This window comes from Arboricoccus pini (genome assembly GCF_900187945.1).
GTDB classification, from domain to species: domain Bacteria; phylum Pseudomonadota; class Alphaproteobacteria; order Geminicoccales; family Geminicoccaceae; genus Arboricoccus; species Arboricoccus pini.
Map to the genome: position 1 here is coordinate 275035 of NZ_FYEH01000002.1, position 13224 is coordinate 288258.

14 protein-coding genes are annotated in these 13224 nt (G+C 63.9%); 7 read left to right on the plus strand and 7 right to left on the minus strand.

All coding sequences use genetic code 11. The annotated features are described in order from the left end of the window. Positions 1-111: 111 nt before the first annotated feature. On the plus strand, positions 112-1542 hold the full coding sequence (glnA, locus tag CFB17_RS04045) for a type I glutamate--ammonia ligase (RefSeq protein WP_088560105.1): 1431 nt from the start codon (positions 112-114) through the stop codon (positions 1540-1542). A gap of 188 nt (positions 1543-1730) precedes the next feature. Further along, a complete protein-coding gene (glnA, locus tag CFB17_RS04050) occupies positions 1731-3140 on the plus strand; it encodes a type I glutamate--ammonia ligase (RefSeq protein ID WP_088560106.1) in 1410 nt (469 codons plus the stop codon). On the opposite strand, the gene CFB17_RS04055 is transcribed toward glnA (CFB17_RS04050), so the two are convergent. Then, positions 3137-3547, minus strand: coding sequence for a hypothetical protein (locus tag CFB17_RS04055; protein ID WP_088560107.1), 411 nt, complete (start codon positions 3545-3547; stop codon positions 3137-3139). The genes glnA (CFB17_RS04050) and CFB17_RS04055 overlap by 4 nt on opposite strands. Positions 3548-3703: 156 nt before the next feature. On the opposite strand from CFB17_RS04055, the gene CFB17_RS04060 reads away from it, so the two are divergent. Then, on the plus strand, positions 3704-4669 hold the full coding sequence (locus CFB17_RS04060; protein ID WP_088560108.1) for a nucleoside hydrolase: 966 nt from the start codon (positions 3704-3706) through the stop codon (positions 4667-4669). Positions 4670-4696: 27 nt separating this feature from the next. On the opposite strand, the gene CFB17_RS04065 is transcribed toward CFB17_RS04060, so the two are convergent. Beyond that, positions 4697-5080 (minus strand): acyl-CoA thioesterase, encoded by a 384-nt coding sequence (locus CFB17_RS04065; protein ID WP_088560109.1) that lies wholly within the window; start codon positions 5078-5080, stop codon positions 4697-4699. Between the two features lie 267 nt (positions 5081-5347). On the opposite strand from CFB17_RS04065, the gene parE reads away from it, so the two are divergent. The 3 genes from parE to CFB17_RS04080 all read left to right on the plus strand — a co-directional run bounded on the left by parE (position 5348) and on the right by CFB17_RS04080 (position 8220). Continuing rightward, complete coding sequence (gene parE / locus CFB17_RS04070; protein ID WP_088560110.1) at positions 5348-7321, plus strand: DNA topoisomerase IV subunit B; 1974 nt, start codon at positions 5348-5350, stop codon at positions 7319-7321. A gap of 14 nt (positions 7322-7335) precedes the next feature. Then, positions 7336-7665, plus strand: coding sequence for a chorismate mutase (locus CFB17_RS04075; protein ID WP_088560111.1), 330 nt, complete (start codon positions 7336-7338; stop codon positions 7663-7665). 78 nt (positions 7666-7743) lie between these two features. Further along, a complete protein-coding gene (locus CFB17_RS04080) occupies positions 7744-8220 on the plus strand; it encodes a DUF1203 domain-containing protein (RefSeq protein ID WP_088560112.1) in 477 nt (158 codons plus the stop codon). Here the strand turns inward: CFB17_RS04080 and CFB17_RS04085 are convergent. Continuing rightward, positions 8217-8981 (minus strand): squalene/phytoene synthase family protein, encoded by a 765-nt coding sequence (locus CFB17_RS04085; protein ID WP_088560113.1) that lies wholly within the window; start codon positions 8979-8981, stop codon positions 8217-8219. The two genes, CFB17_RS04080 and CFB17_RS04085, sit on opposite strands and share 4 nt — an antisense overlap. 66 nt (positions 8982-9047) lie before the next feature. On the opposite strand from CFB17_RS04085, the gene CFB17_RS04090 reads away from it, so the two are divergent. After that, entirely contained in the window at positions 9048-9647 is a 600-nt protein-coding gene (locus CFB17_RS04090) for a superoxide dismutase (protein ID WP_088560114.1), read from the plus strand. A gap of 58 nt (positions 9648-9705) precedes the next feature. Here the strand turns inward: CFB17_RS04090 and CFB17_RS04095 are convergent, their stop codons facing one another. The 4 genes from CFB17_RS04095 to secD all read right to left on the minus strand — a co-directional run bounded on the left by CFB17_RS04095 (position 9706) and on the right by secD (position 13218). After that, entirely contained in the window at positions 9706-10158 is a 453-nt protein-coding gene (locus CFB17_RS04095) for a GNAT family N-acetyltransferase (protein ID WP_243389717.1), read from the minus strand. 96 nt (positions 10159-10254) lie between these two features. Continuing rightward, positions 10255-10641 (minus strand): Mth938-like domain-containing protein, encoded by a 387-nt coding sequence (locus CFB17_RS04100; protein WP_088560116.1) that lies wholly within the window; start codon positions 10639-10641, stop codon positions 10255-10257. Beyond that, a complete protein-coding gene (secF, locus tag CFB17_RS19430; protein WP_207761925.1) occupies positions 10641-11621 on the minus strand; it encodes a protein translocase subunit SecF in 981 nt (326 codons plus the stop codon). Before secF ends, CFB17_RS04100 begins: the two co-directional genes overlap by 1 nt. A gap of 10 nt (positions 11622-11631) precedes the next feature. Beyond that, positions 11632-13218 carry a protein translocase subunit SecD gene (gene secD / locus CFB17_RS19435; protein WP_207761926.1) on the minus strand — a complete coding sequence of 529 codons (1587 nt, stop codon included), beginning with the start codon at positions 13216-13218 and terminating at the stop codon, positions 11632-11634. Between the last annotated feature and the right edge of the window lie 6 nt (positions 13219-13224).

The following is a 13224-nucleotide window of genomic DNA, read 5'->3' on the forward strand; positions in this document are numbered from 1 at the left end:
TGCGAAAGCGCCCGGTCGTTGCCCAACGGCACGGCCGGTTTTCGGTTTCTCGGGCCAAAAGCCGACCTACCTTTCATCGGCGGTCGGCACTAATGGGAGGCAAGGTCGGCCATGACATTGGGTTGCAAGACGTCTGCGGACGTCATCAAGGCGATCAGGAGCGAAGCCGTCGACATGGTCGACGTGCGGATGACGGACATGCTGGGCGCCTGGCAGCATATCTCCTACCCTGCCAAGTTCTTCGAGCAGGATCAGATCGACGAAGGCCTGGGCTTCGATGGGTCCTCGCTGCGGGGCTTTAAGGAGATCAACCAGTCCGACATGCTCCTTATGCCGGACCCCACCACCGCCTTCATCGATCCGTTCCTCAGCCGCAAGACGCTGGTGATGATCGCCGACGTCAAGGATCCGGTGACGGGCGAGCTCTATAACCGCGACCCGCGCGGCGTCGCCAAGAAGGCGCGCGACTATCTAAAGAGCACCGGCATCGGCGATACCGCTTATTTCGGCCCCGAGGCCGAATTTTTCGTCTTCGACGACGTTCGCTACGGCACCGGCCAGCATTTTGCCCATTTCGAAGTCGATTCCGCCGAGGGCCATTGGAATACCAATCGCGACGAGGGGCCCAACCTCGGCTACAAGATCCGCGCCAAGGAGGGCTATTTCCCCTGCCCGCCCACGGATACGCTGATGGACCTGCGTTCCGAGATGGCGCTGGAAATGATCAAGATCGGCCTCACGGTCGAGTGCCAGCACCACGAGGTGGCAACGGGCGGCCAGTGCGAGATCGACATGAAGTTCGACGAGCTGCTGGCGATGGCCGACCATCAGATGAAATACAAATACGTCGTCAAGCAGACGGCGCGTAAATTCGGCAAGACCGCCACCTTCATGCCGAAACCGCTCTTTGGCGATAATGGCTCGGGCATGCACTGCCACCAGTCCATCTGGAAGGGCAAGACGCCGCTTTTTGCTGACAGTGCCGGCTATGCGGGCCTCTCGGACATGTGCCGCTGGTATATTGGCGGCCTGCTCAAGCATGCTGGCGCCATCCTGGCCTTCGCCGCTCCCACCACCAACTCCTATCGCCGCCTGGTGCCGGGTTACGAGGCACCGGTCAATCTCGCCTGGTCCTTGCGTAACCGCTCGGCCGCCTGCCGCATCCCGATGTATTCCGACAGTCCCAAGGCCAAGCGCGTCGAGTTCCGCTGTCCCGATCCCTCGGCCAATCCCTATTATGCCTTCTCGGCCATGCTGATGGCGGGCTTGGACGGCATTAAGAACAAGATCGAGCCGGGCGATCCCATCGACAAGAACATCTACGACCTGCCGCCCGAGGAAGCAGCCCTGATCAAGACCGTGCCGGGCTCCCTGGCCGACGCCCTGATCGAGCTCGAGAACGATCACGAGTTCCTGCTCGAGGGCGACGTCTTCACCCCCGACCTGATCGAGACGTATATCGCCTATAAGCGCGCGAACGAGCTCGATCCGATCCGGCTCCGCCCGCATCCGCACGAATTTTTCATGTATTACGACTGCTGAGATCAGGCGAGCGTCAAAAGGGCGCTCTCCTTGCATGTGCCCCCCGCTTCGACAGGCGGGGGTTTTGTCTTTCCGCCAAGAGCTGGCTACGGGAGCATGGCCACCCACTTGGCCCTATCCCACCTGTTGGTTAAAAAGCCATCCGGCATCATCCCCACGCCAGGGGACTCAAACAGGCTAGACGCATCATGAGCCACGCAGAGAGCATCATCGAACGCCTGCAGGCGGAAGGGGTGCGAGTGGTCGATTTCCGCTTTACCGACCTGGCTGGGCACTGGCGACACACCTCGATCGATGCCGCCAGCCTCGATGCCCGCCAACTCGAGCAGGGCTTCATGATCGACGGCTCTTCCATACCCGGCTGGCGCGATCCCACCGAGGCCGACGTGGCGCTCAAGCCCGATCTCACGTCGGCGCGCCAAGATCCCTTCGCCGCCCAGCCCACCTTGATCCTCTTGGCCAACGTCGTCGATCCGGCGACGGGCCAAGGCTATGAGGGTTGCAGCCGCTCGGTCGCCGCACGAGCGGAGGCCTGGCTTGCGGGTCATGCCGCGGCCGACCGGATGACCACCAGCGTGGCGACCGGCTATTTTATCTTCGACGATGTCCGCATCGAGACGAGTGCCGCCCGCAACGCCATCGAGATCAATGGCAGCGAGAGCGAAGCCGCCGGCGGCCAGGCCTATGCGAGCGGCAATCCAGGCCACCGGCCTCAGCCCTGCGCCGCCCGATATGCGCTCTCCCCGGCCGACCACCAGAGCGACATCCGCGCCGAGATCACAAGTATCCTCGCCAGCCTGGGCTTTACCGGCATCCGCCATGACCATGGCCAGTCGCCCATGCAGGGTCGCCTCGCCTTCAAGGGCGACCACCTGACCGGCACGGCCGATCGCATCCAGCTCATGAAATATGTGGTGCAGCACGTGGCCGCCTCCTACGGCAAGAGCGCCAGCTTCATGCCTCGCCCCATGCCCGAAAGCATGGGCAGCGGCATGAGCCTGCAGCACAGCCTCTGGAAGCGGGGCAAGCCGGTCTTCGCCGGCTCGGGCTATGCCGATCTCAGCCCGCAGTGCCTTTCCTTCGTGGCCGGCATCATGCGCCATGCCCGCGCTCTCAATGCCTTCACCAACCCGACAACCAACAGCTATCGACGGCTGCGCAAAAAGGCGAGCGAGCCCGTCTATCTAGCCTATGCCGCCTATAATCGCTCGGCCGCGGTCCGCATTCCCTTCGCCGCCGAACCGGCCGCGAAAACCGTCGATATTCGTTTCCCCGATCCGGCGGCAAACCCTTATCTGGCGCTCGCCGCCATCATGATGGCCGGTATCGATGGCATTGAGCAAAAGCTTGAGCCCGGCGACGCCATGGATCGTAATCTCTACGATCTGGGCCCGGACGAGGTCGATGACCTGCCAACCGTTGCGCTCTCGCTGCGCGAGGCTCTGGACGCGCTGGAGCACGATCAGGATTTCCTTCTGCGCGGCGACGTCATGAGTGAGGATCTCATCGCCAGCTATGTCAGCCTGAAACGCCAGGAGATTGAGCGGATCAGCCAGGCCGTCATCCCGCTTGAATACGAGCTTTATTACGGCAGCTAGATCTGCCCGTCCGGCCGTGGCCTGAAGAAGAAGCCGCCACGATCGAAATGCCTGAACCCGGGCCCGCCCGGCCGGCTCCAGCCGCCATCGTTGCCGCTCCAGCCTCGTGGCCGTCCCCAGCCGCGGCTGCCGCCCCAGCCCTGCCCGCGACTATCATGGCGGCGGTCATTCCAGCCATCAAAGCCGCCGCCCCTCTCGCGGCCACGCCGGCCATGAGAATGTCCGCCCAGCCGATCGTTCCGACTGCGGCCATCTCGCCTATCATTGACCGGCCGCCAGTCATGAGGCCAGCGACTGTCGTGAGCCGCGTGGATGCCGTCGAGGCGCAATGATTCGGCGCTGGCAGGCAGGCACACGGGTCCGAGCAATCCACCCAGAAGAATGAGCACCTTCAGATGGTGCCGCATGGCCCCGCGCCTCCAATCGCTGTTGGACTTTTTAACACACCAGGGGGCCAGGAAGGTTCACGCCATGTCTTGACGCGCAGGGCCAAACGGCACCTAAAGCGCCATCGGCTGCACCTTGGTGCAGCGTCGTCCACCGGTGAGGAAGGAACCGCGGCCATGACCAGGCAAGCCATCATCATCGATACCGACCCCGGCCAGGACGATGCGATCGCCATCCTGACGGCGCTTGGATCGCCCGAGGCAATCGAGATCCTGGGCATCTGCGCCGTGGCCGGCAACGTCCCCCTGGCACTCACCCTCGACAATGTCCGCAAGCTCCTGGAATTGGCCAATCGGCGCGACGTGCCCGTCTTTGCTGGAGCCGAGGCCCCCCTGACGCGCCCATTGGTGACGGCTGAGCATGTTCACGGCATGACGGGCATGGACGGCCACGATTTTCCACCGCCTACCATGCCCGTACAGGACCGGCATGCGGCGACCTTCATCGTCGAGGCGGTGATGTCCCGGCCAGCCAAGTCGGTCACGATCTGCGCCCTGGGGCCCGCCACCAACCTCGCTCTGGCGCTGGCCTTGGAACCGCGCATCGCCCAGCGCCTGCGCGAAATCGTCTGGATGGGCGGGGCGGCCGTCGAGGGCGGCAACATTACTCCCGCCAGCGAATTCAACGTCCATGTCGACCCCGAGGCGGGTGCGAAGCTCCTGGCATCGGGGGCCGAGATCGTCATGATGCCCCTGGACGTCACCCACAAGGCCCGCGTCACCCATGCCTGGATGGAAGAGATCAGGGCAATCGGCGGTCCCGTCGGCATCGCGCTTGGCAACCTCATGACGTTCGCCAAGGGTGCTGACGAACGCAAGTTCGGCAAGGATCGCTCGCCGCTGCATGATCCGACGACGATCGCCTACGTGCTCCAGCCGGAGCTCTTCGCGGGCCAGCGCGTCAATGTCGAGATCGAGACGGGCGGCTATTACACTCGTGGCATGACCGTAGTCGACTGGTGGGGTGTAGCCGGCCGACCGGTCAACGTCACCTTTATGCGCGACATCGATGCCCCAGGGTTTTTCGCCCTTCTCACCGACAGGCTGCGCCGTCTGGCGACCGATCTTGCCGCCACGGCCTAGACCACGCCTGAACGAGGGCGGTCGGGATCAGGCGGCAGGCGGCAAGGGGCGCGGCTTGCGCTCCTCGGTCAGGGCCACATAGATAAAGCGGCCTTCGGTGACCCGCACGGTCTCGCCGGTCCGCCCCCGCATCGCCCAGGCCTCGATATCGATGGTCAACGAGGTGGTGCCGGTCTTGACGATGTTGGCATAGAAGCTGACGAGGTCGCCCACGAACACGGGTGCCTTGAAGGTCATGGCCTCGATGGCCACTGTCGCGATTCGTCCCTCGGCCCGCTCATAGGCGAGCACGCCGCCCGCCAGATCCATCTGCGACAGGAGCCAGCCGCCAAAGATGTCGCCGGTCGAGTTCGTGTCCGCCGGCATCGCCACGGCCTTGATCGCGGGTACCCCGCTTGGAAGGTCGCTCATCAAGCAGCAACTCCTGTGGTAGAAGACGGAAGCGGACTTGACGACGGGGCAGCCACTCGCCATCGAACCTGATGAGCAAACGGACGGCCGCCAGTCGTGCTGGATGTAACCATTCCAGGGTGGCTCATGAAAGGCCGATGACTGGGACGCATCGACGCTGCGTATCCCGAGGGGCGGCTGAGGCCAATCGTGGCTGTCTCTTGGAATGAAGAAAAGCAGGAACGACGAGCGGCGGCGGCAGCCTCTCGCACTCATCTTGGAGTTGGGATGTCGGATCTTTTGGACCTCGCGGGTGGGAATGCTTCCGCCAAAAGCTATACGGCGGAAGATATCGAGGTCCTGGAGGGACTTGAGCCGGTAAGGCGACGGCCCGGCATGTATATCGGCGGCACCGATCTGCATGCCATGCATCATCTGGTGGCCGAGATTCTCGACAATGCGATGGACGAGGCGGTCGCCGGCCACGCCAGCCGGATCGAGATCGAGCTCGAGCAGGGCAATCGAGTCACGATCCGCGACAATGGCCGCGGCATCCCCGTCGACCCGCATCCGCGCTTTCCCGACAAAAGCGCACTCGAGGTCATCATGACCACGCTGCATTCCGGCGGCAAATTTGGCGGCAAGGCCTATGCGACCTCGGGAGGCCTGCACGGCGTCGGCGTATCGGTCGTCAACGCGCTCTCGGCCGATCTCCTGGTCGAGGTGGCGCGCAATCGCATGCTCTGGCAGCAGCGCTTCGAGCGTGGCCAGCCGCTGGGGCCAGTTGAGGCCGCTGGAGCGGCACCCAACCGTCGCGGCACCACGGTCATCTTTCGGCCCGATCCCGAAATCTTCGGAACCGACAAGGAGTTCAAGCCCGCACTCCTGCATCGGATGGCGCGCAGCAAGGCCTATCTCTATCGCGGCGTGGAGATCCGCTGGAAATGCGATCCCGCTCTCCTTGATCCCAAAGACGGTGTGCCGGCGAGCGATACCTTTCATTTTCCGGCCGGGCTCGAGGATTTCCTCAAATCGCTGCTCTCCGAACGCGAACTCGTGGTCGATGAGCTTTTCACTGGCGAGGCCGAGCTCGAGCAGGGCGGCCGGGTGGAATGGGCGATCGGCTGGCCGCTGGATGAGGAAGGCTATCAGGGCTGGTACTGCAACACGGTGCCAACACCGCTGGGCGGAACGCATGAGAACGGCCTGCGCAATGCACTGGCCCGCGCCTTTCGTGCCCATGGCGAGCGAACGGGCATGAAGAAGGCGACCACGCTTACCGCCGACGATGCCTGCGGTGGTGCTGCCATCCTGCTCTCGCTTTTCATCCGCGAGCCGCAGTTCCAGGGCCAGACCAAGGAAAAGCTGGTCAATACCGAGGTGACGCGCATCGTCGAGGCGGCCATCAAGGACCGCTTCGAGCTCTGGCTCGGCGAACATGGCGGCACGGCGACCAGGCTCTTGGAGCATGTCGTCAACCGGGCGGAGGAACGCCTGGCCCGTCGGAAGGCCAAGGAGGAGGTCGGCCGCAAGTCGGCGACCCGCCGGCTCAGGCTGCCCGGCAAGCTCGCCGACTGCTCCAACGACGAGCGCCAGGGGACCGAGATCTTCCTGGTCGAGGGTGACAGCGCGGGCGGCTCGGCCAAGCAGGCACGCCAGCGCGAGATCCAGGCGATCTTGCCGCTGCGCGGCAAGATCCTCAATGTCGCCAGCGCCACGGCCGACAAGCTCAAGGAAAACAAGGAGCTCCAGGACCTGACGACGGCGCTCGGCTGCGGTGCTGGCAAGCATTTCCGCTCGGAGGACTTGCGCTACGAGCGCGTGATCATCATGACCGACGCCGATGTCGACGGGGCGCACATCGCAGCGCTCCTCATCACCTTCTTCTATCGCGAGATGCGGCCCTTGATCGAACGCGGCCATCTTTATCTGGCCCAGCCACCGCTCTATCGCCTCGCACATGGTGGCACGATCGCCTATGCGCGCGACGAGCGCGACCGGCAGCGGCTGACCGAGACCGTCTTCAAGGGCAAGAAGAATATCGAGGTGGGCCGGTTCAAGGGCCTGGGCGAGATGAACCCCTCGCAGCTCAAGGAAACCACCATGGACCCGAGAAAACGCCAATTGCTGCAGATCAGGATCGAGGATGTGGAAGGCAAACCCACCTACGAACTGGTCGACGATCTCATGGGCAAGAAGCCCGAGCTGCGGCTGGCCTTCATCCAGGACAATGCCAAGCTGGCGCCCACCCTGGATGTGTAAGGAGGAGATCTCGCATGGATGACAGCGATTGGCCGCATGGCGCACCCGCCCATCCCGAACTGCTGCGCCTGCGCGACAGCATCGACAATATCGACGCCGCGCTCATCCATCTCCTGGCGGAGCGCTTCAAATGCACTCAGGCCGTGGGTGAGCTCAAGGCGAGAGAGAAGCTTCCTCCCGCCGATCCGGCCCGAGAGAAGATCCAGGTCGAGCGCCTGCGCAAGCTAGCCCTGACGGCCAAGCTCGATCCGGCCTTCGCCGAAAAATTCCTGGCCTTCATCATCGAGGAGGTCATCCATCACCATAACCGGATCGCGAAGAGCGACGGTCAGTCGCCCAGATAGAGCGCAAGGAACGGAGTGCCGGCCGAATGCCGGCCGGGGCAAGAGGGACGGCGAAGACGCATCCCGGAGGAATTGCCCATGCCCGCCTTTCGCTGCCTGCCGATCCCGAGCGAGACCGCCGCGCGCTTTCGCGAGACCGATCGAGACGATCGAGGCCAGGCGCTGCGCCGTCTGGTCGCCGATGGCGGCAGCGGCTACCCCTGCCGCCATTGCCTGGACCTGGGCAAGCCCGGCCAGACCATGCTGCTTGGCTCCTACAACCTGCCACGGCCGCTCGGGATCTATTGGACGCCCAGTCCCATCTTCGTCCACGCGGATGACTGCAGGGCTTTCACCGCGACGAACGCAATCCCCCCGGCCCTGAGCGCGAACGGCCTCGTTTCGATCCGCGCCTATGATGCCGACGATCAGTGCCTCTACGAACTGGGTCAGGTTTGCACCGGCTCGGCCATGGAAGCTCCCCTGCTACGCGCGCTGAGCGCGCCGCGTACTGCCTTCGTCAACGTCCACACCGCCCGGCCCGGGTGCCTGCTTGCCGCCGTCCGGTTGATCTAGATCCGACGCAGCGCGTTCGCGAGGACGAGACCCAGGACTGGACGCGGCACCGTGGCGTCGTCCAGGCCACGTACCAATCGGGCTGCCGACTTACGGACCAGGAGAGCGGGCAGCAAAGCCGGCATGGCGCTTCGCGGCGGCCTACGGCCGCGCAGGCCCGCTGCATCGAGCAGGGCTAGTGCCCGCCCGACCAAGGGCGCGGGGTCCGGTCGCTGTTCCTCGGGCACGGCGTGCCGGCCCGCCAAAAGCCCATGCGCCGTGCCGACCGCGATGGCCGCATCCAACCAACGGCCCTCGTGCGTACCGGCGGCCTCGGCCAGGAGGCGATGAAGAAGCCCGCTGGTCGCCTTTGCATAGGCCTCGGGCTGGGCTGCAACCTCGCTTTGCACCCGCTCCATTTCCGCTTCGTGAGCGTCGATCAAGGCATGCAAGGAGCCCGAATCGATGCGGCCTGCGCGCAGCGTGGGGGCGAGAGCACGCAGGACAGGCTCCTGGCGCGCCTGGCCAGCCGCGATCTCGGTTATCGCATCCCGCCACCATTGATAACGGATATAGCCCGCCATGGGCTGGGTGATCAGCCTCGGCACCCTGGCTAGTTCGCTGTCCAGCAGCAGGAGGGCCAGGAGAGGCTGGCGCTCCTTTTTGGCGCCCAGGATGACGCAAATAGCCCGGCCCGGATCGCGTGTGCGGACCTCGTCCAGGAGGAAATCCACTGGTTCGAGAGCATTCAAGGAGAATGAGAGCCTTTCTTCGGACGCCAAGCGCCCCTATCTACGACAAGCAAGCGGAATTATTCGCGTGTCACGACTACAAGGCTAGAGGACACCATGGCTTTCACCCTTCCCGACCTGCCTTACGCTTATGACGCGCTCGGCCCGTATATGAGCAAAGAGACGCTCGAGCTGCATCACGACAAGCATCATCAGACCTACGTGACGAATCTCAACAACCTCGTCACGGGCAAGGATTACGAGGGCAAGTCGCTCGAGGAAATCGTGAAGCGCTCTTACGGCAACAGCGCGGACCAGGCTATCTTCAACAATGCCGGCCAGCATTGGAACCACAACCTCTTCTGGCGGATCTTGAAGAAGGGCGGTGGCGGCAAGCCCGGCGGCGAAATCGCCAAGCGAATCGATCATGATTTCGGCAGCTACGACGCCTTTGCAGAGCAGTTCAAGCAGGCGGCCGTCGGCCAGTTCGGGTCCGGCTGGGCTTGGCTCGCCCTCGATGGCGACAAGCTCAAGGTCCTCAAGACCCCGAACGGCGAGAACCCGCTGATCTACAACATGAAGCCGATCCTTGGCATCGACGTCTGGGAGCACGCTTATTACGTGGACTACCGCAACAGGCGTCCCGACTATGTTGCGGCCTTCTTGAACAACCTCATCAATTGGGAAGAGGTCGAGGCCGAGCTCGCCAAGGCCTGAACCTTTCGTCTCTTCGAGATCGAAGCGGGGCCGGTCCAATGGACCGGCCTTTTTCCTTCTATCGCGGCCGCCAATAATGGATGAAGCCCGAGCGCTGGCCGATCCGGTCGTAAAGGCGCTGTGCCGTGGCATTATCGCCTTCGGTCAGCCAGTAGACATTGGTGGCTCCGGCAGCATGGGCCGCATCGTAGACATGCTGGATCAACGCCCGGCCATATCCCCCGCCTCTGGCCTCCGGCGCCACGAAAAGGTCTTCCAAATAGCAATAGAAGGTGGGTGACCAGGTCGAAAGATGGTGCAGGTAGTGGACGAGGCCAACAGGCGTATCGGCCGGGCCGATCGCCACCGCACCGAAAACCGGCAGGCCGGGGTCCAGGAGGCGGGCAAAGGTCAGCGACGTCATCTCCTCGGTGAGACTCTTCCGGTAGAATGTCAGGTAGCCCGCCCACAGACGTCGCCAGACATCCTCGTCCTTAGCCTCGATCATCCGAACTACGATCTCGCTCGCCACGTTTCCCCGCTCGCCCGACTATCGACTGGCCAAGGCTAGCGCCGAAGAAGCGCTTCCTGCGAGCGAATTCGCGGCAGACGGCGGACAGGCTCTTCCTTAAGCGACCGCGATCAGGGCGGCGGCGACGCGACGATCCTCGGCCAAAAGGATGTTATAGGTACGGCAAGCAGCCGGCGTCGTCATCATGTCGAGCCGCAGCCCCTTGTCCTTCAGTGCCGCCTGCAGCGCCCGGTCGGGCAAGACTGGCAACGTACCGCAGCCGAGGAGAAGGATATCGAGCGCGCCAGCATGCTCAAAGAGCGGCACGAAGGCCTCCAGCGCCAGACCGCTCAAGGCAGCAACGGGCCAATCCTGGACGGCCGCCGGCAGGATGATCTGCGAGCCCTGGCGACGCTGGCCACCGATACGAAAGCCGCCTTCGCCATAGCCCTCGATGAAGAGCCGTCCCTGGGGTCGCGACGTGGCGGCGAGTTCGCTTGGCATTATTGAGCCGGATGGGCCAGCGACTTGCCCTTGGTCTTGTCCTTGCCGGCACCCTCACCTGCCTTGGCCTTTTGCGCAGCGCTGCGCAGGTTGAAATAGATGAGGACGGGTGCCGCGATGAAGGTCGTTGAATAGGTGCCGATGAAGACCCCCCAGAGCATAGCGACCGTAAAGCCACGGAGCACCTCGCCGCCGAAGATCACCAGCGCCAGGAGGGCCAGGGCCGTGGTGGCCGCGGTCATCATCGTCCGGCCCAGCGTCTCGTTCAGGCTGCGGTTCAGCAATTCCTCGAGCGACATCGCCTTGTAGAGGCGCAGATTTTCGCGAATCCGGTCATAGACGATGACCTTGTCGTTCAGGGAATAACCGACAATCGTCAGCACCGCCGCGACCGAGGAAAGATCGAACTCGATGCCGGTGATGGCGAAGAAACCAACCGTGGCCGCGATATCGTGGACGACCGAGATCATCGCCCCCAGGCTGTACTGCCACTCGAAACGGAACCAGACATAGGCCGTGATCAGCGCCAGGGCGACGACGGTGGCGAGAATGCCGTCGTGCAGCAGTTCGCTGCTCACCTGCGGACCGACAAAGTCCGCACGATCGAACTGGATATCCTGCCCGAGCCGCCCCGTCAGCGCGCCCTTGATGCGATCGATCTGCACCTGCGCCTCGCTCGCGACCTCGCTTGGTGCCGCGATCCGGACCAGGACATCCGTCGGATCGCCGAACTGCTGCAGTCTGATGCCGTTGGCACCCGTGCTCTCCAGGGCCGCACGCATGGCGGCGAGGTCGGCCGCCTGCGGCGTCTTCACCTCGAGGACGATGCCGCCCTCGAAATCGACGCCCCAATTGATGCCCTTGATCGCGACCAGCCCGATCGAGGCCAGAATCACGATGATCGAGGCCACGAGGGCCGCCATGCGAAACCGCATGAAAGGAAAATTGGTGTTGTCGGGGACAAGGCGCGGATGACGCATGGGAGGCAGCCTAGAGCGGGATGGTGGCCGGCCGCGTGCGGCGGTGCCAATAGAGGATGACGACGCGGGTGACCGTCACGGCCGTGAACATCGTCGTCAGGACGCCGATCGAGAGCGTGATGGCGAACCCCTTGATGGGGCCCGTACCGAACTCGAAGAGCACGAGGCTGGCGATCAGATGCGTGACGTTGGCATCGATGACGGCGCGCATCGCCTTGTCGAAACCCGCCTGGATCGAGCTGACGGGTCCCCTGCCGTGCTTCATCTCCTCGCGAATACGCTCGAAGATGAGGACGTTGGAATCGACCGCCATACCGATCGTCAGGACGATACCGGCGATGCCCGGCAGCGTCAGCGTCGAGCCCAGGAGCGAGAGACCGGCCAGGATCAAGATGATGTTCACGACCAGCGCCAAATTGGCGAAGACGCCAAAGAGCCCGTAATAGATCATCATGAAAATCACGACGGCGACCACCGCCACACCGCTGGCGATGGCACCGGCACGGATCGAATCGGCACCAAGCTCTGCGCCGACCGAGCGCTCCTCGACGACGGTAAGCGGTGCCGGCAGAGCGCCGGCACGCAGCAGCACCGCCAGTTCGTTGGCGCTTTCGACGGTAAAGCTGCCCGAGATGACGCCCGCCCCGCCCGTGATCGGCTCGCGGATGCGCGGGGCGGAGATCACCTTGTCGTCGAGAACGATCGCAAAGAACTTGCCCACATTGTCCTGGGTGACCTGGGCGAACTTGCGCGAGCCGATGCTGTCCAGGCGGAAGGAGACGACGGCCTCATTGTTCTGGAAGGTCGGCTGCGCGTCGGTGAGATTGTCACCCTGCAACTCCGCGCGACGATTGAGCACATATTGCTGCGGGCCAGGACTGCCCGGCACTCCTGGCAGGACGAAGTCACCCGGCGGGGGTTGAGAAGGATCGGCGTTCATGTCGACCATGTGGAACGACAGGCGTGCCGTCTGGCCGAGCAACCGCTTGATGTTGGCCGGATCCTTTTCACCCGGCACCTGCACCAGGATGCGGTCAGCGCCTTGACGCTGGATCGTCGGCTCGCGCGTACCGAGCTCGTCGATACGCCGGCGGACGACCTCGAGCGACTGGGTCACGGCCGAGCTCACCCGTGCCGTCACGGCGGCGTCGTTCAGCTTCAAGGTAACCCGGTTACCATCGCCGGTGATGTCGAGCTCGGTCGTGCCGACACCGACGAACGCACTGCCGCCCACCGTCTGATTGATGCTCTTTAGCCGCTCAAGCGCTGCCTGGAGCTGGCCTGCATCAGTCAGCGTGGCAACGACCGACTGCCCCTGCAGGCCTATGCCGCTATAGCCGATCCGCGCCTCTCGCAGCTGGCTGCGCGTCTCGTTGGAGAGCGTGTCCAGGCGATCCTTGACGACGGCCGCGGTATCGACCTGGAGCAGCATGTAGGAGCCGCCCTGGAGATCGAGGCCCAGGGTGATACGCTGCTTGGGCACCCAGCCGGGAAGCGCGTCCAACGTCTTCTCGGGGATCAGGTTCGGCACGATGAGCACGATGCCGAACACGACCGCGGCCCAGACGAGTATGACCTTCCAGGTCGGGTTGCGCATCGTCGA

What these genes read in the sequence shown, in the direction of transcription:
- secF (WP_207761925.1), bottom strand. Translation starts at nt 11,621, where the DNA reads ATGCGTCATCCGCGCCTTGTCCCCGACAACACCAATTTTCCTTTCATG.
- CFB17_RS04055 (WP_088560107.1), bottom strand. Translation starts at nt 3,547, where the DNA reads ATGCGGCACCATCTGAAGGTGCTCATTCTTCTGGGTGGATTGCTCGGA.
- glnA (WP_088560105.1), top strand. Translation starts at nt 112, where the DNA reads ATGACATTGGGTTGCAAGACGTCTGCGGACGTCATCAAGGCGATCAGG.
- CFB17_RS04080 (WP_088560112.1), top strand. Translation starts at nt 7,744, where the DNA reads ATGCCCGCCTTTCGCTGCCTGCCGATCCCGAGCGAGACCGCCGCGCGC.
- parE (WP_088560110.1), top strand. Translation starts at nt 5,348, where the DNA reads ATGTCGGATCTTTTGGACCTCGCGGGTGGGAATGCTTCCGCCAAAAGC.
- glnA (WP_088560106.1), top strand. Translation starts at nt 1,731, where the DNA reads ATGAGCCACGCAGAGAGCATCATCGAACGCCTGCAGGCGGAAGGGGTG.
- CFB17_RS04100 (WP_088560116.1), bottom strand. Translation starts at nt 10,641, where the DNA reads ATGCCAAGCGAACTCGCCGCCACGTCGCGACCCCAGGGACGGCTCTTC.
- CFB17_RS04060 (WP_088560108.1), top strand. Translation starts at nt 3,704, where the DNA reads ATGACCAGGCAAGCCATCATCATCGATACCGACCCCGGCCAGGACGAT.
- CFB17_RS04090 (WP_088560114.1), top strand. Translation starts at nt 9,048, where the DNA reads ATGGCTTTCACCCTTCCCGACCTGCCTTACGCTTATGACGCGCTCGGC.
- CFB17_RS04065 (WP_088560109.1), bottom strand. Translation starts at nt 5,080, where the DNA reads ATGAGCGACCTTCCAAGCGGGGTACCCGCGATCAAGGCCGTGGCGATG.
- CFB17_RS04075 (WP_088560111.1), top strand. Translation starts at nt 7,336, where the DNA reads ATGGATGACAGCGATTGGCCGCATGGCGCACCCGCCCATCCCGAACTG.
- secD (WP_207761926.1), bottom strand. Translation starts at nt 13,218, where the DNA reads ATGCGCAACCCGACCTGGAAGGTCATACTCGTCTGGGCCGCGGTCGTG.